21 protein-coding genes are annotated in these 24,890 nt (G+C 33.8%); 20 read left to right on the top strand and 1 reads right to left on the bottom strand.

The features are described 5' to 3' along the window. Positions 1-335: 335 nt before the first annotated feature. From ITJ86_RS01325 to ITJ86_RS01230, 20 genes are all read left to right on the top strand, one after another. Positions 336-776: a DUF2061 domain-containing protein gene (locus tag ITJ86_RS01325; protein ID WP_195869799.1), complete on the top strand. Its 441-nt coding sequence runs from the start codon at positions 336-338 to the stop codon at positions 774-776. Continuing rightward, positions 773-1,363, top strand: coding sequence for an adenylyl-sulfate kinase (cysC, locus tag ITJ86_RS01320; RefSeq protein WP_195869798.1), 591 nt, complete (start codon positions 773-775; stop codon positions 1,361-1,363). The genes ITJ86_RS01325 and cysC overlap by 4 nt, the downstream gene beginning before the upstream one ends. A gap of 5 nt (positions 1,364-1,368) precedes the next feature. After that, entirely contained in the window at positions 1,369-2,274 is a 906-nt protein-coding gene (gene cysD / locus ITJ86_RS01315) for a sulfate adenylyltransferase subunit CysD (protein ID WP_195869797.1), read from the top strand. A 167-nt stretch (positions 2,275-2,441) separates the two neighbouring features. Continuing rightward, complete coding sequence (locus ITJ86_RS01310) at positions 2,442-3,698, top strand: sulfate adenylyltransferase subunit 1 (protein WP_195869796.1); 1,257 nt, start codon at positions 2,442-2,444, stop codon at positions 3,696-3,698. Positions 3,699-3,788: 90 nt separating this feature from the next. Further along, entirely contained in the window at positions 3,789-4,592 is an 804-nt protein-coding gene (cysQ, locus tag ITJ86_RS01305) for a 3'(2'),5'-bisphosphate nucleotidase CysQ (RefSeq protein WP_195869795.1), read from the top strand. A 207-nt stretch (positions 4,593-4,799) separates the two neighbouring features. Then, complete coding sequence (locus ITJ86_RS01300; protein WP_195869794.1) at positions 4,800-6,095, top strand: nucleotide sugar dehydrogenase; 1,296 nt, start codon at positions 4,800-4,802, stop codon at positions 6,093-6,095. A gap of 74 nt (positions 6,096-6,169) precedes the next feature. Next, a complete protein-coding gene (locus ITJ86_RS01295; protein WP_195869793.1) occupies positions 6,170-7,651 on the top strand; it encodes an oligosaccharide flippase family protein in 1,482 nt (493 codons plus the stop codon). A 315-nt stretch (positions 7,652-7,966) separates the two neighbouring features. After that, positions 7,967-9,121 (top strand): glycosyltransferase family protein, encoded by a 1,155-nt coding sequence (locus ITJ86_RS01290; RefSeq protein ID WP_195869792.1) that lies wholly within the window; start codon positions 7,967-7,969, stop codon positions 9,119-9,121. After that, entirely contained in the window at positions 9,118-10,332 is a 1,215-nt protein-coding gene (locus tag ITJ86_RS01285) for an O-antigen ligase family protein (protein ID WP_195869791.1), read from the top strand. The genes ITJ86_RS01290 and ITJ86_RS01285 overlap by 4 nt, the downstream gene beginning before the upstream one ends. Next, on the top strand, positions 10,319-11,524 hold the full coding sequence (locus ITJ86_RS01280) for a glycosyltransferase family 4 protein (RefSeq protein WP_195869790.1): 1,206 nt from the start codon (positions 10,319-10,321) through the stop codon (positions 11,522-11,524). The genes ITJ86_RS01285 and ITJ86_RS01280 overlap by 14 nt, the downstream gene beginning before the upstream one ends. A 184-nt stretch (positions 11,525-11,708) precedes the next feature. Continuing rightward, complete coding sequence (locus ITJ86_RS01275; protein ID WP_195869789.1) at positions 11,709-12,908, top strand: glycosyltransferase family 4 protein; 1,200 nt, start codon at positions 11,709-11,711, stop codon at positions 12,906-12,908. Beyond that, entirely contained in the window at positions 12,895-13,344 is a 450-nt protein-coding gene (locus ITJ86_RS17505; RefSeq protein ID WP_317190606.1) for an acyltransferase, read from the top strand. The genes ITJ86_RS01275 and ITJ86_RS17505 overlap by 14 nt, the downstream gene beginning before the upstream one ends. Positions 13,345-13,366: 22 nt before the next feature. Then, complete coding sequence (locus ITJ86_RS01265) at positions 13,367-15,505, top strand: Gfo/Idh/MocA family oxidoreductase (protein ID WP_195869788.1); 2,139 nt, start codon at positions 13,367-13,369, stop codon at positions 15,503-15,505. Continuing rightward, a complete protein-coding gene (locus ITJ86_RS01260; protein WP_195869787.1) occupies positions 15,486-16,688 on the top strand; it encodes a delta-aminolevulinic acid dehydratase in 1,203 nt (400 codons plus the stop codon). Before ITJ86_RS01265 ends, ITJ86_RS01260 begins: the two co-directional genes overlap by 20 nt. A 1-nt stretch (position 16,689) precedes the next feature. After that, complete coding sequence (locus ITJ86_RS01255) at positions 16,690-17,388, top strand: WecB/TagA/CpsF family glycosyltransferase (protein WP_195869786.1); 699 nt, start codon at positions 16,690-16,692, stop codon at positions 17,386-17,388. Positions 17,389-17,944: 556 nt separating this feature from the next. Beyond that, positions 17,945-19,039 carry a non-hydrolyzing UDP-N-acetylglucosamine 2-epimerase gene (gene wecB, locus ITJ86_RS01250; RefSeq protein WP_195869785.1) on the top strand — a complete coding sequence of 365 codons (1,095 nt, stop codon included), beginning with the start codon at positions 17,945-17,947 and terminating at the stop codon, positions 19,037-19,039. A 115-nt stretch (positions 19,040-19,154) separates the two neighbouring features. Further along, positions 19,155-20,273: an MraY family glycosyltransferase gene (locus ITJ86_RS01245; RefSeq protein WP_195869784.1), complete on the top strand. Its 1,119-nt coding sequence runs from the start codon at positions 19,155-19,157 to the stop codon at positions 20,271-20,273. Between the two features lie 66 nt (positions 20,274-20,339). Then, positions 20,340-21,101, top strand: coding sequence for a polysaccharide biosynthesis/export family protein (locus ITJ86_RS01240; protein ID WP_195869783.1), 762 nt, complete (start codon positions 20,340-20,342; stop codon positions 21,099-21,101). A 4-nt stretch (positions 21,102-21,105) separates the two neighbouring features. Continuing rightward, entirely contained in the window at positions 21,106-23,442 is a 2,337-nt protein-coding gene (locus ITJ86_RS01235; protein ID WP_195869782.1) for a GumC family protein, read from the top strand. 97 nt (positions 23,443-23,539) lie between these two features. Next, positions 23,540-23,959 (top strand): CBS domain-containing protein, encoded by a 420-nt coding sequence (locus ITJ86_RS01230; protein ID WP_195869781.1) that lies wholly within the window; start codon positions 23,540-23,542, stop codon positions 23,957-23,959. Between the two features lie 120 nt (positions 23,960-24,079). Here the strand turns inward: ITJ86_RS01230 and rpe are convergent, their stop codons facing one another. After that, positions 24,080-24,742, bottom strand: coding sequence for a ribulose-phosphate 3-epimerase (gene rpe, locus ITJ86_RS01225; RefSeq protein WP_195869780.1), 663 nt, complete (start codon positions 24,740-24,742; stop codon positions 24,080-24,082). Between the last annotated feature and the right edge of the window lie 148 nt (positions 24,743-24,890).

Genomic DNA, 24,890 nt, shown 5'->3' with positions numbered 1-24,890 from the left:
TGTAAGTTGTTTACGTGTTGATAAGGGTGGTTGCTAAGAGGTTTGTTTTAAGGTTACGCCTTTTTAAAAGCAACTTAAATTTTGATGGTAGTACTGATTTTAAAAAATATAAATCGAAATAGAGAAGTTTATGGACTAAAACGAGGATAAAATGTTGAGTAGGTTGAATCTGACATAATTTTGGTGCGATTATAATTTAATTTTTTTTATTCTCATTTCCATTGACATAGTCTTAGATTTTATTTTAGATTTGCAAATTAAAATCATATACTCTATAAAGTCAGTAGAGTAATCGGTTTCAAGGACTGTCTATAAATTAATTGCAATCCAGACTAATGAAATTTAGTAAACGACATGTAGCCAAAACCATTACTTGGCGTATTTTAGGTACCTTAGATACCTTTTTGTTATCATGGTTAATCTCTAGTGATATGTCGGTTGGTCTTAAAATGGGAGCGTTTGAGTTGGTGACCAAAATGGTTTTGTATTATGTTCACGAAAGAGTTTGGTTTCGGTCCACAATAAAATCATCCAACAAGCGTCATATTTTAAAAACGTTTTCATGGCGTGGTGTTGGTACTTTAGATACTATTATTTTGGGCTGGATAATAACAGGAAGCCCGTTTGTAGGTCTGAAAATTGGAGGTGCTGAAGTCGTAACAAAAATGTTGTTGTACTTTGGTCACGAAAAACTTTGGTACCGCATTGATTATGGCTTAGATAGAAGACGAAAAAGAAAGCAATTAGAAAAATTAAATAATTCTAGAAAATCATGAGTCTAAATACTGTTAGGCACGACTATAAAATCACAAAAGCTAATCGTGAAGAACTCCGTGGTCACAAATCCTTGTTGTTGTGGTTTACGGGCTTGTCGGGATCTGGCAAATCTACATTAGCTAATTTGGTGGAAACGGCGCTTTATAAAGAGGGCATTTCAACATTTAGCTTAGATGGAGATAATATTAGAAAAGGCATCAATAAAGATCTTAGTTTTGCTCCAAACGACCGTACCGAAAATATAAGACGTATTGCCGAGATCGCTAATTTAATGGTGGACGCTGGCGTTGTTACTTTAGCAGCTTTTGTATCCCCTTATATTAAGGATAGAGAGGATATAAAAACAATTGTTGGTGCTGATAATTTTATCGAAATCTATGTCAATACATCACTAGAGGAATGCGAACGAAGAGATGTAAAAGGCTTGTATAAAAAAGCAAGAGCCGGAGAAATTAAAAATATGACAGGCATTTCAGCACCATATGAAGCGCCAATTAATCCGGATGTAGAAATTAAAACAGATGACCAGTCAATTGAAGTGTCTGTTCAAACTATTTTAGACTTTATTATTCAAAAATTAAAATAAAAAACATGAGTAATTACGTAATTAATCATTTAAAAGAATTAGAATCAGAAGCGATTTTTGTCATCCGAGAAATAGCAGCGCAATTTGAAAACCCTGTGTTGCTATTTTCAGGAGGTAAGGACTCTATATTGTTGACACATTTAGCAAAAAAAGCATTCTTTCCTGCAAAAATACCATTTCCACTAATCCATATTGATACAGGGCACAATTTCCCGGAAACCATAGCTTTTAGAGATGACTTGGTTGAAAAACTAGGTGTAAAGCTTATCGTAGGTTCCGTACAAGAAGCGATTGATAAAGGACGTGCTAAAGAAGAAACCGGTGCTGATGCGTCGCGTAATTCACTTCAAATTGTATCGTTATTAGATACTTTAGAAGACCATAAGGTTGATGCTGCTATGGGTGGGGCAAGACGCGACGAAGAAAAAGCAAGAGCTAAAGAGCGTTTCTTCTCACACCGAGATGAATTTGGACAATGGGATCCTAAAAATCAAAGACCAGAACTTTGGAATTTATTTAATGGTCGTAAAAATTATGGCGAGCACTTTAGAGTTTTTCCTATTTCTAACTGGACGGAAATGGATGTATGGGAATATATTAAATTAGAAAATATTGATTTACCATCGCTGTACTTTTCTCATAAGAGAGATTGTGTGGTGAGAGATGGGGTGATTTTGGCGAATTCAGAATTCATCAAACTAAAAGAAGGCGAAGAAGTGGTGAATATGACCATTCGATACCGTACTTGTGGTGATATGCCAATTACTGGAGCCGTAGAATCTGAAGCAGATAATTTAGATAAGATTATTGAGGAAATTGCAACAACTAGAACGACAGAGCGTGGTGGGCGTGCAGATGATAAACGTGCAGAGACAGCCATGGAAGATCGAAAAAAACAAGGGTACTTTTAATAGAAAATAGGTTTTAGTTGTGGGTATTGTCCTCTTGAGGATTACTGAGAAACAAAATGTGTTTTTGTTTTGAAAGTACCGAGCCTAGCTCTTAGGGGTGTTTTAAAAAAGAAAAAACGGACTATAAATATTCACAGCCAGCAGAAAATAATAAAGAGAACAAAAACATGGATTATCAAAATATAGAATTATTACGTTTTACAACAGCAGGAAGTGTAGATGACGGAAAAAGCACACTCATTGGGCGTTTATTGTACGATAGTAAATCAATTTTTCAAGATCAATTAGATGCTGTAGAAGAGTCAAGCAAATCAAAAGGATTTGATTATGTAGATTTGTCTTTACTTACAGATGGCTTAAAATCAGAACGCGAGCAAGGGATTACCATTGATGTGGCGTATCGTTATTTTGCCACTCCAAAACGTAAGTTTATCATTGCAGATACCCCTGGCCATATCCAATACACACGTAATATGGTAACAGGCGCATCTACTGCTAACTTAGCCATTATACTTATAGATGCCAGAAAAGGGATGCTAGAGCAAACGCATCGTCATGCTTTTATTGCGTCGTTGTTACGTATTCCACATGCCATTGTTTGTGTAAATAAAATGGATTTAGTCGATTACAGTGAAGAGGTTTATAACACTATTGTTTCAGATTTTAAAGCATTTTCATCTAAGTTGGGGATTAAGGATATTCAATTTATTCCTATTTCAGCATTAAACGGAGATAATGTGGTTAACCGATCTGAAAATATGGCTTGGTATCAAGGCAGTACTTTAATGTATCACCTAGAAACGGTACATATCTCTAGCGATCATAATTTGGTAGATTGTCGTTTTCCTATTCAATCTGTAATTCGTCCACATACCCTAGAAAATCAAGATTATAGAGGGTTTGCAGGAAGAATTGATGGTGGTGTGTTTAAGCCAGGTGACAAAGTAAAGTCTTTACCTTCAGGATTTGTATCAACTATAAAAACCATTGAATTAAATGGTGAGCAAATAGAAGAAGCTTTTGCACCGATGTCTGTAACCATGACCTTAGAAGACGAAATAGATAACAGTCGTGGAGATATGATTGTGCGCGAAAACAATGTACCTGAAATCAGTCAAGATTTAGAGGTGTTGGTGACATGGATGAGCACAAAACCAATTCAGGCGCGTACCAAAGTGGTGATTAAACACACCACTAATGAATCTATTGGTATGGTTAAGGAATTAAAATATAAAATAGATATTAATACATTACATAGAATAGAAGGTATTGATAAGGTTGAGATGAATGATATAGCAAGGATGTCTATTAGAACAGCGAAACCGATATTTTATGATGCCTATAAAAGAAATCGTCAAACCGGAAGTATTATTATTATAGATGAACAAACCAATGAAACCATTGGTGCTGGGATGATTATTTAACAATTACATTTTGTAGTGGAGTATTGTCCCCTTGAGGGGACTTTAGGGGTGTTTTTCAATCAAGAGAATCTTATACTTACGTTTTAATATATGAACAATAATCTAAAAATTGCAATCGAAGCAGCCCTAGAAGCCGGAAAAGCAATTCTAGACATCTACCATTCTGATGATTTTCAAGTAGAGCTTAAAGGAGATGATTCTCCATTAACCAAAGCAGATATCGCTTCACACAATGTGATTATGTCGCATCTTAGCGCTACAGACATTCCTGTGTTATCTGAAGAAGGGAAGTCAATACCTTACGAAGAACGAAAGGGCTGGAGTCAACTTTGGATTGTAGATCCTATAGATGGAACCAAAGAATTTATTAAGCGTAATGGTGAATTTACGGTGAATATTGCACTTATAGAAAATCAGAAAACCGTACTGGGTATTATTTATGTTCCTGTTTTAAATGATTTATATTTTTCAACTTCAGAAATGGGAGCTTTTAAAGTCAAAGTAAACCTTAAAGATTATAACGTAGAGACACTACTAGAACAAGGACGTAAATTACCTTTGGAGCGAAAAGATAAAAGCTTCACCATTGTAGCGAGTCGTTCGCACATGTCGCCAGAAACAGAAACTTATGTTAGCGATATGCGCCAAAAGCACGGAGACGTAAATCTAATTTCCAAAGGCAGTTCATTAAAATTGTGTATGGTCGCCGAAGGACAGGCCGATTGCTATCCAAGATTTGCACCTACGATGGAGTGGGATACGGCTGCAGGACAAGCCATTTGTGAGCATGCTGGATTTGAGGTTATGGATTGGAGTACAAAAGTACCCATGTTGTATAATAGAGAGGAATTGTTGAATGGGTGGTTTTTGGTAAAAAAACAATTCAACACATAATAAGTGTGCCTTCTTAATATTATTTGTAGCTTTGCAAACTTTAAAAACGCTTTTTTAGCGTTTTTTATATTTAGTGTAAATGATTGTTTTTTATTAAGTTAATCAATTTAATGTGCTTTGTAATGATAAAATCATAATCTAATGTAGGCTGATGCTTTGCATCCTGGATAAAGTGTGGGCTTTAAATAAAAAGTATAAAATATAATTATGAATACTATTGATTCAAATTCCAAAATTGCTGTCATAGGTCTTGGATATGTTGGCCTGCCTTTAGCGCGCTTATTTGCTACGAAATATCCAGTTGTTGGCTTCGATATTAATCAAGGAAGAATAGATGGTTTAAATTCTGGAACAGATGCCACATTAGAAGTGTCTGATGCGGTTTTACAAGGTGTATTAGTAGATAAAGCTTCAAGCCAGAAAGGGTTATATTGCTCTTCTAATTTAGAAGATATCAAAGATTGCAACATTTATATTGTTACTGTTCCTACACCTGTAGATAAAAACAACCGACCAGACTTAACACCGCTTTATAAATCTAGCGAAACCGTTGCCAAGGTATTAAAGAAAGAGGATATTGTCATTTATGAATCTACCGTGTACCCTGGAGTAACGGAAGATGAATGCGTGCCAGTTTTAGAACGCATATCAGGCTTGAAATTCAATGCAGACTTCTTTGCAGGCTACTCACCAGAACGTATCAATCCAGGTGATAAGGAACATACTGTTGAAAAAATTTTAAAAGTAACCGCAGGATCAACCCCTGAAATTGGTCAAAAAGTAGATCAATTATACAAATCAGTAATTACCGCAGGCACGCATTTAGCGCCAACCATTAAAGTAGCAGAAGCTGCTAAGGTGATTGAAAACTCACAAAGAGATATTAATATCGCTTTTGTCAATGAGCTAGCTAAGATTTTTAATATTTTAGATATTGATACACACGCGGTTTTAGAAGCCGCAGGCACCAAATGGAACTTCTTGCCGTTCAAACCAGGTTTGGTAGGTGGCCATTGTATTGGCGTTGATCCATATTACCTCGCTCAAAAAGCACAAGAGCATGGGTATCATCCTGAGATCATTTTAGCAGGACGTCGATTGAATGACTCTATGGGAAGTTACGTGGCATCGGAAGTAGTAAAGTGCATGATTAAAAAGAAGATCAATGTTAGTGAAGCTAAGTTGTTAATGCTTGGAATCACTTTCAAGGAAAACTGTCCGGATGTACGGAATACAAAAATTGTAGATGTTATTAGTGCATTAGAAGAATATGGTATAGAGGTAAGTATTTATGATCCTTGGGCAAATCCCAAAGAAGTAAAAAGAGAATACAACATACAAATGACTGACGTTTTACCAAATGATCGTTTTGATGGGGTGGTTTTAGGTGTAGCGCATAAAGAGTTTTTAGAATTAGATTTAGCCAACCTCAAAAAGGAAAAGGCAATTGTTTATGATGTTAAAAGAGTTTTGAGTGCTGAGAATTGTGATGGGAAACTATAGTGGTTGAACGTTAGCTGATCTCATAAATGGTTCATTAAAAATGCATTCATTAAAATGTTTTAAACACAATATAATTGGAGAAAACAAATAATACCCAACAAGCTTCTTGGATAGCTATAGGTAGCTTATTTTCTTTTGGTTTTGGAATTGTTAGTTCTATGATTCTCAGTCGGTATTTTCTTAAGGAAGATTACGGAACTTATAAGCAGGTTATCTATGTATATACCACTATGCTTACGGTGTTTACTCTAGGGTTACCTAAGGCATTCTCTTATTTTTTGCCTCGTGTCGATGAGAATCAAGCAAAAAGTCTGATTAAAAAAATAACAAATTTATTCTTTTTATTAGGGGGAATATTTTCTGTCATTCTGTTTTTTGGATCAGATTATATAGCTGTGTTTCTTAGAAACCCAGATTTAGCCTACGCGTTAAAGGTTTTTTCTCCTGTACCTTTTTTAATGTTGCCTACAATGGGTTTAGAAGGTGTATTAGCCACGTTTAGAAAGACCAAATTCATGGCGCTTTATACAGTAACTACTAGGGTTATGATGTTGTTTTGCGTGGCGATCCCTGTTATGCTTTTCGGAGGTGGGTATATTGAAGCGATTATTGGTTTTTCAATAGCTTCTTTTGTTTCTTTTTTATTGGCACTTTATTTAAAATATTACCCGGTAAAAGACAAAGGAAATGATCCTACAGAGACTTCATATAAAGAAATATTTAAGTTTTCATTGCCATTATTAACGGCTAGTGTTTGGGGTATTCTAATTAGTTCTGCTGATCAGTTTTTTATCAGTCGGTATTTTGGGAGTGAAGTCTTTGCTGAATTCTCAAATGGAGCATTAAAACTGCCTTTCGTCGCTATGATAATGGGAGCAACCTCCACAGTGCTTTCTCCTGTGTTTTCCAAAATGAGTCATGAAAAGCTAGACCCTCAGACAGAAGTACTACCCTTATGGAAAAGTGTTTTTGAGAAATCTGCGATGCTAATTTATCCCTTATTAATTTATACATGGGTGTTCGCAGATGTTATTATGATTCTTTTGTATGGTCAACAATATAAAATTTCATCCGTTTATTTTAGAATATTTAACACGATTAATTTTTTCGATATTATAGTATTTGCACCATTGTTAATTAATACAGGAAAGGTTAGATATTACGCGAATGTCCATATGTTAATTGCTGTAATAGTGATTATATTGGAATATCTAAGTGTACTGATTTTTAATTCACCTTTTGCAATAAGCGCAGTATCCTTATTTTGTCAACTTGTTAAGATTTATTTACTATTGAGAGTAGTAGCTAAATATTTTAATGTTACGATGATTCAATTATTCCCTTTAAAACTTATTTCAAAAATTTTACTCCCGTCTATTTTGTTGTTAGGTATAGAGTATCATATATTTACAAAACTATTAGAATTAAATCCATTTCTTACTCTAATATTGAGTTTCTTAATATATATAATTCTTTTTTATTTTTATTCCTTAAGAATAGAGCTTGATTATAAAAGTATAGTCAGACCTTTAACTTCAAAACTTAAAAATAAATAATAATATTGTTAGAGCATTGCGATGCGAGCCCATGAGTTAGACAAGTGCGAAGTTGTTAAATTGCATTTAAACAAGAGTTTATCCGTTATGAACTCTGAGGAGGTTGATTTGGAACACTAATGATACCTATATAAAAGTTGTGAAAAAAGAGTTAGATTGAAATATATAGTGTTACTAAGAAATAAAAGTCTTTTCTGTAAATTTAATAATAACTAAAACCAAGTAAGGACGAAGCCGAGTATTACTCAGGTATTCATAAAGTAGAATTTGAGAAGAAATATCCAGAAACAGTAATTAAATTAAATACCAATATTAATGACAATTTTAATTGTAGCAAAATCATATAATCAACAAAGCGCTCGAGCCATACAAATGAGGCGTGTGGTAGATGCGTTAAATACATATATCGATGCTAATATTATTCTAATCACACAAGGGGATAATTCCGAAGACTTTGAATCTAATAACTTTAAAAAAATAAATATAAACTCTGCTTTTAACCCAAAAACGAGCCGAATTAAACAAAGATTTTTTAGCGGATTATCAAATTTTGATCAAAACTTTATAGAAGAATCAGTTAAAGTTATTGACGGAATAGTAAAGAGTCAGCAAGTAGATGTGTTGTTAACGGTTTCCACACCCATAGAATGTCATAATATTGGGTTAATTATTAAAACACGTAACCCAAAAATTAAATGGATATCTTTCTTTAGTGATTTATGGCCGTCACATATAGTGCCTAAGCCATTGTATAGGAAAAAAATGGGAAGTAAAAAGGATATTGACTTTATGAGCCAGGTTGCTGAGTACAGTGATGTAATAGTAACTCCTAGTAAATATACTTTAGAGGTTTTAAAAGAAAACATATCTTCTATTAAAGCAAAATTAGAAACTATCAATCATTGTGGTAGGGATTTGCAGCACTATGAATCCAAAAATGAATTATCGGGCTATTTAGTTCATTCTGGTTTTCTTCAAAAAGAAAGAATTAGTGAAGATTTGATTTTAGCAATAAAGAAATTTGAGAATGACCCAACATTTAAAGGTTTTATTCATATCGGTAAATACCATTCTAATTTAACAAAGCTTATTAAAAAGCATAATTGTAAAAAAATATTGTTAATAGGTTCTGTCCCAGAAGAATTAGCTGGTTCACTTCAGGAAATGTGTCATGTCTCAATGGTAATTGAAGCTCCTATGAAAAAAAGAAGTCCTTTTTTACCAAGTAAAATAACTGATGCACTATTGTTCTCAGATAAAGTAGTTTGTATATCTCCAGAGCAAAGTGCACTTTCAGATATGTCTAGAAAATGGTCGGGAGTGTTTGCCGCTACATACGATAAGGATAAAATTTATAATGTTATTAAAACGGCATTGGCTTCAGACGAAACTATACCTATGGAGTTACTACGAGAGATTTCTCCAAAGACAATTGCAGCAAAATATCTTAAGATACTCCAAACTCAATGAAAAAAGGTCTTTTGTTTTTAGTCATCTTTATAAGTGCTGCCACGTCATTTTTTCCAGAGCAGTTCTATACATCGATTATTGGTGGGCTTTCACTTTCGCATTTATTTATTGGTGGTTTTTTATTATTTTTTTTTAATTATAATATAAGGAATTTTGCAAGTAGTGACTGGAAAATTATAAATTCACTTTTGTTTCTTTGCCTTTTTGGCTTACTCTCTGCGATTTGGAGTCCTTACCCATTAATAGCAGCAATTTTCGGAATAAAGCTCTTCTTTATTTCGAATGTTTTTATTACTGTTATTATCCTACTTAAAAAACAAAAATTAGAGCTTAAGGATATTATTAAGATGGCGAAAATTGTAATTGTTCTTACAATTGTGGGACAAATTGTAGGCCTTATTTTAGGCGTGAATGTATATGGTGAAGAAAACACAAGTGCCGGTTTATCTGATAATGTCTCCGCAATTGCTGGCCAATTATTATTTGTAACACCACTAATTTTACTTTCTAAAAATAATAAGTTCCAAAAACTTTTTCTTTTCCTTATTTTTATCGCAATACTATTGACGCTTCGAAGATCTTCTTTGATATCTTTCTTTCTAATAATTATCATTATATTTTTATACAATTTCTTTTCTAAAAAAACCAATATAAAAGCAAAATTTAAAAGTCTATTTAGTATTGTTGGTGCTGGGATACTTATCAGTGTCATTTTTATATCAACAAATATTGGGAGCTCTTTTTTGAACAGAGTTGATGAATTGGATCCATCACAAGAAGGAACAGCATCAGGGCGTTATAACTTTCAAGGAGGTGGGATTGATTACGTTTTAGACAGAGATTTTATTCCTAATATTATGGGTGAGGGTATGGGATATTCACTTATTGTAAATATTGAGAATGGTTTTATTCCCATAGGCATGCATAGTGACTTTTTGGATATTATAATTGGTTTAGGTTTTTTAGGATTAATTGGTTTTTTATTGTTTTATTATCGAGTTTTTAAAATTTCAAAAAGATACACTCCTGGTACACCAAACTTTAATTCTGGTATTGCCTTGTTGGTAGCTTTAGGAAGTATTTCTCTCTTTTCAGGAGGCTTCTTCAATATAAATACTATTCCAGGCTATATAGCACTTGCCTATATTTATGCCGATGCAAAATATAATTTAAAAAATTCAACCTTAAGAAAGATTAATGTTAGCAAATAAATCATTTATATTATTTACAGGAAACGATCCTTGGGCAGCACCGATTGGTGGTCAGTCTACGTTTGCAAAACATATGTTAAACTCATATGGTAACGAAATTGTAATTACTAGCTATTGTAATGATAATTCAATTGAAGTAGGTAAATGGATTAAAAGAAAATATGGTGCTAATGAAATTTGGTTTTTGAGTAGAGGTGCTAACGAGTATAGAAAAGATAAAAAACCAGTTATACCTAAGCGAATAAAAGCGTATTTTAATGCTAAATATTTTCTGAAAGTAATAAGGGGGTCAGGTATTCGAAATGTATTTATAGATTCTCCAGACGTTTTGTTTGCTGTATCTGGTACTAACTGGGAAAGTGTGTGTTATCGTTTTGCAGGAGTAAACAATCCTATTTCTTATTCAAGATATGCTTGGGCTAAAAAATTTGGAAAACTTTACGAAACTTTGTTGGTAAGGGCTTTGAAAAAAATAAATCCTGAAACTATTCTTGCTTCGGCTGACAAAGAGGCTATTGTAGAATTTCATAAAAGAACAAATAATGTGCTAAAGTCTGATAATTTTCATCAATTTCCAACTAGAGTAAATACAGATTTTTTTATTCCAGAAGATAAATTAATCGAAAGAGAAAAACTTAATTTGCCATTAAACTATAAAATATTCGTTGCCACAGGTAGGATTAGTTTTATTAAAGGTTGGAATTTGCTTATCGATGCATTTAATATTTATATGCAAATTCATGACTCAAATGCTTTACTTATTTTTGTTGGTGATGGAGAAGATAAGCTTAAATTATTAGAAAAGGCTAAAGATATTGGAATTGAAAAAAACATTATGTTAACAGGGTTTCTGAAACAGACTACAGTTTTATCTTATATGAATGCTGCAGATGTCTGTTTAGTAGGTTCACTAAAAGAAGGTTGGTCTTTAGCAATGTGCGAAATGATTTCTTGTGGTAAAGCAGTCGTTACAACAGACGTAAGCGGAGCCAAGGACATGATTAAAGATGGTAAAAATGGTTATGTTGTAAAAGAAAGAATAGCAGAGCGTTTTGCGGAGTATATGTTTTTAACAACTCAATTGAGAGATACTCAAAAATATTCACTAGAAATTTCAAAGCAATATGCAGTAAAATATTTAAGCGAAGATTTAGCAAGGTATTGGTCACCGGCTAAAATAAAATCAGTTTAACTCCTTTAATAAATGTGAACTAATTATCTTAATTTTAAAAAAAAGGCATTTTTATTGCTAACGGGATTTAGGTCAATTTTGAAGAGAGAAAGATGACAATAACTTTAGCTGGCAAAGACAGTGCTTTGTTAAAATTATCAGAAAAGCACCTAGTTTAAAATTAAAAAATTGATTAAAGAAAAGAATGGAAAAAAATAAAGCAAGATTAAAAATATTAATTATACATAATTATACAGAAGGTTTTGCAACAGGGGGAGAAGCTAATGTTTTTCAAGATGAATCAAATCTTTTAGAATCGAACGGCCACAAAGTAAGAAAACTATTTGTAACAAATTCAGAAGGAATTGATTCATCTTTTTTAGAAAAAATTAAGTTTTTCATTTCTTCTCCATGGTCAAACTATGGGTATTCGATAGTAAAAAAAGAACTTAAGCAATTTAAGCCCGACATTGTTCATGTCCATAATTTCTTTTTTATACTTTCTCCTAAAATATTTTTGGCAATTTGGAAAGAAAAAATTCCTGTTGTAGTAACATTACACAATTATAGACTGGTAGTTCCATGTTCACAAATGATATATAAAGGTAAACCATGTGACATTTGTTTGGGGAAAAACCCATGGAGAATTCTTATTAGGCGCTGTTATAGGAATAGTTTTTTTGCCTCTCTTTTTAGATATAGATTTTACTTTTTAAGCCAAAAAAAACATAATTGGTGGAAATATATTGATAGGTTTATCGCGTTAACGGAAAATGGAAAATCAATTTTGATAAAAGGAGGTCTTCCTTCCAGTAAAATTATTGTGAAACAAAACTTTATAGAAGATCCCAAGCCCCAAAATATAAAAATAGGTCATGGAGCTCTTTATATCGGTACTCTTACAGTTGAAAAAGGTATTAAAGAACTAATCCATGAATGGCAGTCAATTAATTATCCTTTAAAAGTAATAGGGGCAGGTGAATTAAGGAGGGAATTAACAGAATTAAATAAAAATGAAAACATTTCATTTTTGGGAGTTGTGCCGCGTGAACAAGTTATCAAGGAATTAGAAGACTGTGCTTTTATTGTTATGCCCTCAATCTGTCAGGAATCATTTGGTTTAGTTAATATTGAAGCTTTATCAATGGGGAAACCGGTTCTAGCCTCATGGAACGGTGGTATGAGAGATATTATTCAAGATGGAGAAAATGGATATTTTATTGATATAAATCAATTTGGCGATTTGAAAAAGAAAATAAATCATTTGATTAAAAATCCAACATTATTAAAAGAAATGGGCCAAAATGCAAGAAGTTCATATCTGTTGAAGTATACCTCACAAATAAACTATGAGTTGTTAATTAATATATATACGCAAACAATTGATACATATGAAAATAATTAAATTAAGTAAATACTTTTTTGCTGAAAGAATAAGAATTTTTCGATTATTCATTTTAAAATCACAAGGTGTAAAGGTTGGTGAAAATACTATGATTAGTTTAGGCGCTAAAATAGATGTTCATCGTGGGAGTGTAATAATAGGGGATAATTGCTTAATAACCTCTGGTGTAAAAATATTATCACATGATGGAGCAAGTAGAATGTTAAATATAGATGATTTTGGAAATGGTGGAGTTGTTATTGGAAATAACGTCTTTGTAGGTGTAAACGCAGTTATTTTAAAAGATGTACACATTGGTGATAACTCGGTTATAGGAGCTGGAGCTATAGTATCAAAAGATGTTCCTCCAAAATCATTGGTTGTTGGAAATCCGGGAAAAGTTATTAGAACATTAGAAGGTCCTTTTCCAATTTTAAATGATCATAAAAGATATTAATTTAAATATTAAGAAAAAGTAAATGCAACAACTCACACAAAAACTAGGTTCTGGAGATATGATTATTCAAGACGTGCCTTATCCACAATTAGGTAAAGGCATGGTTATCGTTAAAAATCACTATTCCATAATAAGCGCTGGTACAGAAGGTTCTACAGTGGTAGCAGCGCGTAAAAGCTTAATTGGTAAAGCAAAAGAGCGCCCACAGCAAGTAAAACAGGTCATTGATACCCTAAAAAAACAAGGGCCAATTCAGACCTATAGAGCGGTAATGAAAAAGCTAGATGCATACTCTCCTTTAGGATACAGTTGTGCAGGAGAAGTCATTGAAGTTGGTGAAGGTGTAACGGAATTTGAAGTGGGAGATAAAGTCGCTTGTGCTGGTGCAGGTTATGCCAATCATGCAGAGATTGTTTCAGTACCAATTAATCTTTGTGTAAAATTGGAAAACGAAGCTAACCTAAAAGACGCCGCATACAATACCTTAGGTGCTATATCAATGCAAGGCGTGCGTCAGGCAGATATGCGTTTAGGAGAATCTTGTGTGGTTATTGGTTTAGGTTTATTAGGTCAATTAGCCGCTTTAATATTAAAAGCTTCTGGTGTTACAGTGATCGGTATCGATGTCTCTGAAGCAGCAGTAAAAAAAGCAGTAAATAATAATGTGGTCGATTTAGGGTTAACCAGAAATGCAGCTGGAGTAGAAGAACAAATTCAAAACGCCACCAATGGTTATGGCGCAGATGCCGTAATTATTGCAGCAGCTACACCGAGTCTCGATCCAATCAATTTTGCAGGAGCTATTACACGTAAAAAAGGAAAAGTGATTGTTTTAGGTGCTGTACCAACTGGTTTTGAGCGAGATCCATTTTGGTATCGTAAGGAGTTGGAACTAAAAATGGCCTGTTCTTATGGTCCTGGGCGTTACGATTTAAATTACGAAGAAAAAGGAATCGACTATCCTTTGCCTTATGTACGTTGGACAGAAAAACGAAACATGGAAGCGTTTCAAAATTTAATCGTGACCAAAAAAATAGATATCGATTATTTAACAACGCACGAGTTTGCCTTTGATAATGCGAAGGATGCCTTCGATTTAGTAGTGTCTAAAGCAGAACCATTTACAGGTATCGCCTTAAAATACAATACTGAAAAAACAGCCAATAAAACTAAAATTCCTACTGGTGAAACAGAACAATTAGGAAAAATAAACATCTCATTTATTGGTGCCGGTAGTTACGCACAAGGAAATTTACTACCAAATATTCCAGAAACCAATGATGTGGCTAGAGTAGGCGTTTTGACTAATACAGGAACAACCTCGAAACGTGTGGCTGAAAAATTTAAGTTTCAATTCTGTGCAACAGAAGAAGCAGATGTGTTAGACGATAAAACCAATACGGTTTTTGTAGCGACACGTCACGATTCTCATGGTCCTTACGTTTTAAAAAGTCTAAAGGCAAAGAAAAATGTGTTTGTTGAAAAACCAATATGCTTATTAGAGTCTGAATTACAAGACATCATAGAAGCCCAATCAGAATCTAAAAAAGCGGTGATGATTGGTTTTAATAGACGTTTTTCGCCTTTAACACAAAAACTTAAAAAGGCGATTGGCAATAACCCTATGACTATGTTATATAGAATTAATGCGGGTGCCATTCCTGGTGACACATGGATTCAAGATTTAGAAATTGGAGGTGGCCGTGTTTTAGGTGAAGTATGTCATTTTATTGATTATTTAACCTATCTTAATGGAAGTTTGCCAACTAAAGTATCAGCATCAGCCTTACCAGATGCGAATAAATTAAATGATACCTTAAATATTTTAATTCAATTTGAAAATGGCTCTTCAGGAGTTGTAGCCTATTATGCTAATGGTTCTAAATCGATGACAAAGGAGTATGTTGAGGTGTTTTCTGCCGGACTTTCAGCAACCTTAAATGACTTTAAAGAACTAAAGATTTACGGTAAAGGCAAACCTAAAAAAGATAAGATTTTTAATCAAAATAAAGGTCAGAAAGAAATGGTTGAAGCCTTTGTTAATGGATTATTAACCGATGGCAAAGCTCCAATTTCTTTTGAAGACATCGTAGCGGTGACCAAAGCGTCATTTAAAGTTTTAGAATCTGTAAAACGTGGAGGTGAGCAAGTTGAAATCTAATATAGCATCCAGTTTTAAAAAGCTAAAAAGCTATTGTGAAGCCGAAGATTTCAAAGGTTGGGATCCTTATGATGGAATGAACTCTAAGGTTTTTCAGGCCTTACCATTAAAGCATTGGGATTTAGCACGATTAGCTTGGATACAAGGATTTAAACGAAGTCCTATTAATTTTAGAAAGCTGCTTTTGGTGCCTAAAGAGCATAATACAAAAGGTTTGGCTTTATTTCTTTTAGGGTATTGTCGCTTGTATAAGTTAGCTGAAACTGGTAACGAAGATTTCGGAACTAAAGACCAAATTTTAACGCGTATAAATGAACTTTCGGACTTATTATTAAGTCTGAGATCCAAAGGCTATTCAGGTTCGGCTTGGGGGTATAATTTCGATTGGCAAGCCAGACGATTGTTTTTGTTTAAAAAATATACACCAACCGTTGTAGCGACTTGTTTTTGTGTAGAAGCGTTGTTAGAAGCTTATGAAATTACTAAAAATGAAACCGTTTTAAAAGAAACGTTAACAGCTGCAGATTTTGTGGTTAACGATTTATCGAGAACAAAACACGGTAACGGAATTATTTTTTCTTACAGTGTACGCGATGGTAATAATACCGTGATTAACGCGTCCTTATTAGGGGCTAAGATTTTAAGCTATTCGTACAAATACACAAAAAATCAAGAACATGCAGATTTAGCTAAGAAAGCAGTTATTGCGGCTTGCGAATTACAAAGTGAAGATGGTTCCTGGATTTATGGCTTATTGCCTGTACAATCTTGGATCGATTCTTTTCACACAGGATTCAATTTAGATGCTATTAAAACCTATCAGCAAAATACTGGAGATAAAAGTTTCCAATCCAATTTGGATAAAGGTTTAAAATACTATTTAGAAAATTTCTTTGGAGACAATGGGATGCCAAAATATTACCACGATAAAACATTTCCAATAGATATCCATTGTCCAGCGCAAGTCATTGTCACCTTATCTAAGATGAAAGCGTTTCAACCTAATAAAGCTTTACTTTCTAAAGTGTTACATTGGACGATTGATAATATGCAACATAAAAAAGGCTACTTTTATTATCAATATAGGCAAGGCATGAGTTCTAAAATATCCTATATGCGGTGGTCTAATGCCTTTATGTTTAATGCTATGGCGCATTATTTACTAGAAACAAAACCTAAATAATATGGAGGCTAAGTCCTTAAACGGAGTCGTAACGTTTGCTCCAACATCCAGAAAAGAATTAATGCAATATGCCTTTGATAACCATAAAATTATGGTGGCTGTTAATGCTGAGAAAATTTTGCATGCTACAGACGAAAGTAGAGCACTAATCAATAGAAATATGGGCTATCCAGATGGTATTGGTGCAGTTTGGGCTTTACAGAAAAAAGGGGCAGGAAAAGTAGTCAAAATTCCAGGTTGTGAATTGTGGCTAGATGTTGTTCAGAATTATTACAAAACAAAATCGTTCTACTTAGTGGGTGGAAAACAAGCGGTTATTGAAGAGACGGTTTCTAAACTGAAATCCGAATATGAAGACATCAATATTTGCAATTATAGAAATGGCTATATTAAAACCGAAGCTGAGGAATTAGCCTTAATCGAAGATATTAAAAAGCACAATCCAGATGTGATCTTCGTGGCTATGGGTTCGCCAAAGCAAGAGTTATTAATGGAGCGCATCCAAAAAGAACATCAAGCCGTATATCAAGGCCTCGGTGGTAGTTTCGATGTGTTTACAGGCAATGTAAAACGCGCGCCAAAATGGTGGGTGAAAAACAATATGGAATGGACGTACAGATTAATTAGTCAACCATCAAGAATAAAAAGACAGATTCATTTGGTTCGTTTTTTTGTTAATTTGCATTTAAATCGTTATTAAAACAATGCATTTTGGTATATAAAATTCATAATATATATAATCGTCTAAAAAATAAAATTTTAATCGATTAAATTGTCCCCTTGAGGATTGGTGAGAAACGAAATATACTTTGTTTAGAAGCTACTGAGCGAAGCGCATTAGGGGTGTTTTTGGTTTCTTGATTGAAAGAGTCTTTTAAGGGGGAGTTTTGAGAAGTGAGTGATGGACAGTTAACAGTAATCACCTTTGCACCTTAGCATCTTTGCGTGAAAAAAAAGAGAAGTGGTATAAGTGATGAGTTATTAGAGAGGAGTCATAAAAGCCAAGCAGATAAATAATAACACCTATATAAGAAAACCTATAATGTTAGTTTTAATGTTAGCTTTGTGCTTAGCTAAGAAAAATAAATAAAAGACCTAAAATACGAGGCTATAGATACTCCGTGCTAACTCCGTAGGTAGTGTAGAGTTCATAAATCAATTTAAAATAAGAGCTTTTAATTGAAGTTAAGTCGAGATTCTAGACTCTAAAAGCAGATCAATCTAGCATTAAAATAAAAAAATAAAAACATAAAAACATGTACAACATCACAATAATAGCCGGTGCCAGACCAAATTTCATGAAGATTGCTCCAATCATTCATGCCATTCAAAAAGCAAAACAAGACCATGGAGATATGGATTATCGTTTAGTGCATACCGGTCAGCATTACGATAAAAATATGTCAGGCAGCTTTTTCGAGCAATTAGAAATTCCTGAGCCACATGTTAATCTAGAGTGCAGTGGTGGTACACAAGCAGAACAAACGGCGGCAATTATGATGAGTTTTGAAAAGGAATTAATGGCAAACCCTGCTGATTTGGTTTTGGTGGTTGGTGATGTAACCTCTACTATGGCGTGTGCGTTAGTCGCTCAAAAATTACACACTAAAGTGGCGCATGTCGAAGGAGGGATTCGTTCAGATGATTGGTCTATGCCTGAAGAAATAAACAGGCTAGTAACCGATAGCATTACGAACTACTTTTTTACAACTTCAGAAACAGCGAATACCAATTTAAAGCAAAGTGGAGTAAAAGACGATCAGATATTTTTCGTAGGAAACACCATGATTGATACCTTGTTAAAACAGCGCCCTAATTTTGCACAACCTAAAGTTTGGAATGAATTAGGATTAGACGAAGGGAATTATATCGTAATGACACTTCATAGGCCAGCTAATGTAGATGAGGAATCGCAGTTGAAAGATATGATTGATGAAATTATTGCGAATACCCAAGATTTGCCATTAGTTTTTCCTGTACATCCACGAACTGCTAAAATTTTAGAACGTCTTCATATTAGCCATTCAAGATTACATACGGTTGAGCCTTTAAGCTATTTAGAATTTAATTATTTAGTTGAAAGAGCCAAGGCAGTGATTACAGATTCAGGAGGTATTACAGAGGAAGCTTCCGTAATGCGCGTACCATGTTTAACCTTGCGAGATAACACGGAACGCCCAGAAACCATAACTCTAGGAACTAATGAATTAGTAGGTACAAATCCTGATAATTTAAAACCTTATTTAAACCGATTATTCTCGGGTGATTGGAAAAAAGGACAAGATATCCCGCTTTGGGATGGTAAAACTGCCGAGCGTATCATAGCTGTTCTAAATCAAATAAATCTTTAATGTTAACTTATAACCATTTTTTGTTTGCGCAAGCTGATATAATTATTTGCTCTTGATTATAAATTGTATCTTGCACCCACTTTAATCGATATAAATAGCTTTATATCTATAACCTATGATAAAAACATTAGTAGATAGTTTTAGTCCTGAAGATAATATTGTTCTTTGGTTAATAGCAGCCCTCGTATTGGCTTTTATTATTGCCTATAGAACATTTCCTACAATCTTATATGTTTCAAACGAAAAACATCTTATGGATGAGCCCGATAGTAGAAGTCTGCACGCTAACAGAACGCCGACCTTAGGAGGTATCGGAATTTTTTTAGGAGTTATTGTTGTGATGACAATTGTCGGTGCCTTTTTAAATACTAAAGTGTTGCTTTTGGTTATGGGCGGCTTAACGGTTTTATTTTTTTTAGGCTTAAAAGATGATCTTACTGTTTTGTCACCAGGCAAAAAATTAATCGGCCAATTATTTGTAGCAACCTTACTTATCGTGTTTACGGATACACGTATTATTGGTTTTTCAAGTATTTTAGATGTATACACACTTCCGTACTGGGTGTCTGCAGCGTTTACTCTATTTGTGTATATATTAATTATTAATGCCTATAATCTTATCGATGGTGTGGATGGATTAGCCGGAACCATTGCATTAACCGTTAGTGCTATTTTTGTATATCTTTTTGTCAGTGGGCAAAATTTGAGCTTAGCGACTATTGCTATCGCACTTTGCGGCTCGTTGTTGGCATTTCTACGGTTCAATTTTTCGAGAAGTAAGAAAATATTTATGGGAGATACAGGGTCTATGATAATCGGCTTTTTATTAGCGTTCTTTACAATTAGTTTTATCAATATGGCACAAATAGATGAAACATCAGAGTACTATAAGGCGTCGCCGGCATTAGCTTTTGCCTTATTGTTTTATCCACTTATAGATACCTTGCGTATTTTCTTTATTAGAATAGTAATTCATAAAACAAGCCCTTTTAAGGCCGATAAGAATCATATCCATCATTGGTTTATTAGAATTGGCTATAGTCATTTAATGACCACTATTATAATATCTAGCTTTAATTTTATCATTGTATGTATCGCTTTTAATTTGGTGCATTTAGACCTAAACACACAGATTATTTGTCTCTTATTTTATGGGATAGTCCTCTATCTTATGCCTTTTGGATTACATAAAATTAAAAATAGCACTAAGAATATTGAGGATGGTGCGGGTTAATTAGACTCAAGGTTTTGTTGGTACCTTAAATGCAGTTATATTTGCCGACTACTAAAATATATTTCAATGAAATTTAAAACATTAGGCCTATTATGTCTTTTCATATTAGCATCTTGTGCGTCTAAAAAAGAAGTCCTTTATTTACAAGATATAGACACGAAAGGAGTAGGTGAGGTTGTGTATCAATCACCAAATATTCAGCCCAATGATATTTTAAAAATAACAATTCAGAGTTTAGAACCAGAAGCAGCATTACCTTATAATAAAAGTATTGTTCAAGGGGTACAGGCTCAGAACTTAGATATTATGAAGTTAGACGGTTATGTCGTTAATTTAGACCGTACGATTGTATTGCCTGTCTTAGGACAAATATCGACTCAAAATAAGACAACTCAAGAGCTAGCATCATTTATTAGTAACAAATTAATAACAGAAGGCCATTTATCAGATGCTAGAGTTAATGTGCGTTTGATTAATGCTAAAGTTACAATATTAGGTGAAGTAAATCATCCTGGAACAATTAATTATACCGAGCCCAATATGACACTGTTACAAGCTTTGGGTTATGCTGGTGACTTAACTATTAATGGAAAACGAGATGATATATTGATAACTAGAGAGGTCGATGGAGTGCGTAAAATATCACATGTCGATTTAACATCTGCTGAGTTTATGAATAGTGAATTCTATTTTATTAAACCCAATGACCACATTATTGTTAATCCTAATAATCCTAAAGTGAAAAGTGCAGGTTTTGTAAAAGATATAGGAACGGTATTAACCATTGCCTCTTTAGCATTGAGTATAACTATTTTATTGACGAGATAACTGTATGGATAATTCTTTTAACACTATGAATGCGTTTGATACAGAAGACAACATAGACTTAAAACAAGAGCTTAGACGCTATTTACGTTATTGGCCATGGTTTGTATTTACTGTAATGTTGCTTTTAATAGGAGCTTATTTATACTTAAGATATGCTCCACGCATTTATGAAACCTATGCAAAAGTAAAAATATTAGATGAATCGGAGGGTTTAGAGCTGCCAACATCTGCCTTTATATTTAAAAGAAGTAATATAAATTTAGAGAATGAAAAAGAAATTTTAACGTCTTATCTCATCATGGATCGTGTCGTTAGGGAGCTTAATTTAAACACGAGTTTTTATGAGGAAGGAACTATACAAACCTCACAAATAGAAACTTTACCACTTACGTTTAAGCAAATAATAGAGCCCGATAGTATTTCAAAAACTATATCTTATAAAATCAATGTTAAAGCTAACGGACTTGAAATTATAGATGTTGATACAGAAGAAGTCTTTTCTTTTTCGGAGCACTCTACACTAAATAGTGATACCAATTTACCTTTTGAAATAAGTTTACGTTCCGAGGCTTCGGAAAAGGATATTATTGGAAAAACATTTCTTATAAATTTTAAATCCATTAAAAATGTGGCTCTAGGCTTAAAAGCTAAAATTGGGGTTGAAGCTATTGGAGAGCAGAGTGATTTACTTAAATTAGTCATTACAGGTGAGAGTAAGGAGTTGTCTGAAAAAATATTAAACACCCTAATGGATGAGTTTAATAGAGACGGAATTTATGACCGACAGTTAGTCTCTAAACGCACCTTAGATTTTATAGATGAACGATTTGTGTTTCTAGAACAAGAATTAGATTCTATTGAAGTGAATCGTCAAGACTTTAAGCAAAGCAATAATATTGTTGATATCATTGCTGATGCGCAGCTTGGACTTGAACAACGAGCGCAATCCGATGAGGAATTGTTCCGTATTGAACACCAGTTAACATTGTCTGACCTCTTAGAAAATTCATTAAAAAATAATACTGAATCCGATTTATTACCGGCAAATATTGGTATTGAGAATTCTAGTATTAATGTGCTTATAACGGATTACAATAGTGCCGTAATTAATAGAGATAGATATTTAAGTAGTGGTGGGGCAAATAACCCTATAGTGCAGAAAGCCGTAACCCAAGTAGAGAACTTAAAAGCTAATCTCAATAGATCCTTAGAAACCTATTCCAATCAGCTTGAAGCGTCACGACAACAACTGAGCTCAAGAAACCGAAGATTTAGTGGTACGGTATCGCAAATCCCTGAAAAGGAGAAACTGTTAAGAGCCATTAACAGGCAACAAAAAATTAAAGAAAGTCTCTATCTTTTATTACTACAGAAAAGAGAAGAGGCTGCTATCAATTTGGCAATTACGGAGCCTTCTATAAAAGTTGTAGAATATGCTTTGACAGGGGGGAATCCTATTTCGCCAAAATCCCATATCATTTACGCAGGAGCACTTTTAGGAGGACTATTGATTCCATTTGGAATTCTATATCTTATGTTTATGTTAGATACGAAATTGCATGGCAAAGATGATATCACGAAGGTCAGTTCTAAGATCCCTGTAATTGGTGAAATTCCATTTAAGAAAAATAAAGAAGATGTTGTGTTTGATGATCCTGATTCGCGTTCGGCATTAGCAGAGTCCTTTAGAATATTAAGTTCTAATGTAGATTATATTTTACCAGTGAAGGATGATCATAAGGCGAAAGTTATATATTGTACATCAACAATAAAAGGGGAAGGCAAAACCTATGTAAGTATTAATTTGTCTTTAGCTTTATCTAGTATCAATAAAAAAGTGCTTTTAATTGGTGCCGATTTAAGAAACCCACAAATTCATACACATATTAAGCAAGATAAACACAATCCTGGTTTGTCTAATTACCTCCATGATGGCAACTTTAATTGGAGAGACGGTTTAAGAAAAGGTTTCGATAAACATCCGAACCATGACATACTGTTGTCTGGCGACATTCCGCCTAATCCAGCACATTTATTAACGAATGGTCGTTTTACAAAACTCATAGAGGAGGCTAAAGATGAATACGACTATATAATTGTGGATACAGCACCTACAATACTTGTTACTGACACCTTATTGATCTCTCAGTTAGCGGATGCAACCATTTACCTAGTTCGTGCTGATTACACGGAAAAAAACCTGTTGAAATATTCGGTAGACTTGTCTGAAACCGGCAAGTTGAAAAATGTGGCTTATGTGGTTAACAGTGTGGGAGCAAGTAAATCTTACGGCTATGGGTATAACTATGGTTATAATTATGGCTACGGCAGTAACGTTTAATGCCAAATTAGGTTTTGTTCGTGTTATGTGATATTTATCATGTTCTTTTACAGCTTTATAAAGTACTTTTAATAGTGAATTATAAAACATAGAAGTCATGAGAAATACTGAACCAGTTTCTACAATAATGTCCACCAATATCATCGCTCTCAATAGAACAGATGAACTTGAGACCGCAGAACTTTTATTTAAAAGACATAACATTAGACATATTCCGGTAGTTAAGGAAGGTGTTGTTATCGGTATGTTAAGCTATACGGATTTACTAAGAATTAGCTTTGCAGATGCGGTAGACGAAACCGAAACCGAAATTGAAGCCTTGGTCTACAATATGTTTACTATCGATCAGGTGATGGCTAAAAATGTAGTCACCGTGAACTCTAATGCAACCATAAAAGAGGTAGCTCAAATATTAGCTCAAAAGGAATTTCACGCATTACCAGTAGTGGATAATGGTAGTATTGTGGGAATTGTAACAACAACAGATTTAATTAACTACTTATTAAAACAATTGTAAAATAAAGTTGTTAAAACCGTCCATTTGAGCGCAGTCTTATCAGTAGTCTAAAGATTTTGGTATAGTCCTACGTAATAGATAAGTTTTCTTACCACTGAGAGGTTGCGGTTATTTCTGCTCTTAAGAATTAGCTAAATCCTTTAATGTTTTAATGGTTGTAGTTGGGTTGTTACTCTTAAAAACGTGGCTACCAGCAACAAAAGTATCAGCTCCAGCATCAACTAATGCTTTGATATTTTTATCTGTAACACCACCGTCAATTTCGATACGTGTATCTAGACCTTGTTCGTTAATCATTTTGCGAAGATTTTTCACACGTTTATAAGTGATGTCTTCAAACTGTTGTCCACCAAACCCAGGATTTATAGACATTAATAATATCATATAACACTCCGGAAGAATGTCTTCTAAAACCGTAAGAGGAGTAGTAATATTAAGAACAATACCAGCTTTACAACCGGCATCTTTTATTTGTCTTAATGTTCTATGTAAATGAACCGTAGATTCGTAATGAACCGTAATTATATCTGCACCAACTTTAGCAAATTCTTCAATATACCGTTCAGGTTTTTCAATCATGAGGTGAACGTCTAATGGTTTCGTTGCATGCTTTTTTATCGCTGCAATAACTGGCATTCCATAAGATATATTAGGCACAAAATGTCCGTCCATAACATCAATATGAAACCAATCTGCATCACTGTTATTAACCATTTCGGTATCGCGTTGAAGATTGCCAAAATCGGCAGCTAACATGGAAGGAGCAATTAATTTTGTAGCCATTGTATAAGGTTTATTTAAGGTTTGTGCAAAGGTAATTAAAATGTGAGGTTATTTTGTCATTGAAGTAAAAAACAAAAAGAGATTGTGCTCTTAAGCCCAATTAGTTTAGCTGTTTGGTTTTTAACAAAACCAAAGTTGTACTAAAAAG

The sequence above is a fragment of the Winogradskyella marina genome (assembly GCF_015645385.1).
GTDB classification, from domain to species: Bacteria; Bacteroidota; Bacteroidia; order Flavobacteriales; family Flavobacteriaceae; genus Winogradskyella; species Winogradskyella marina.
This window is presented reverse-complemented; position numbering and strand designations above follow the sequence as displayed.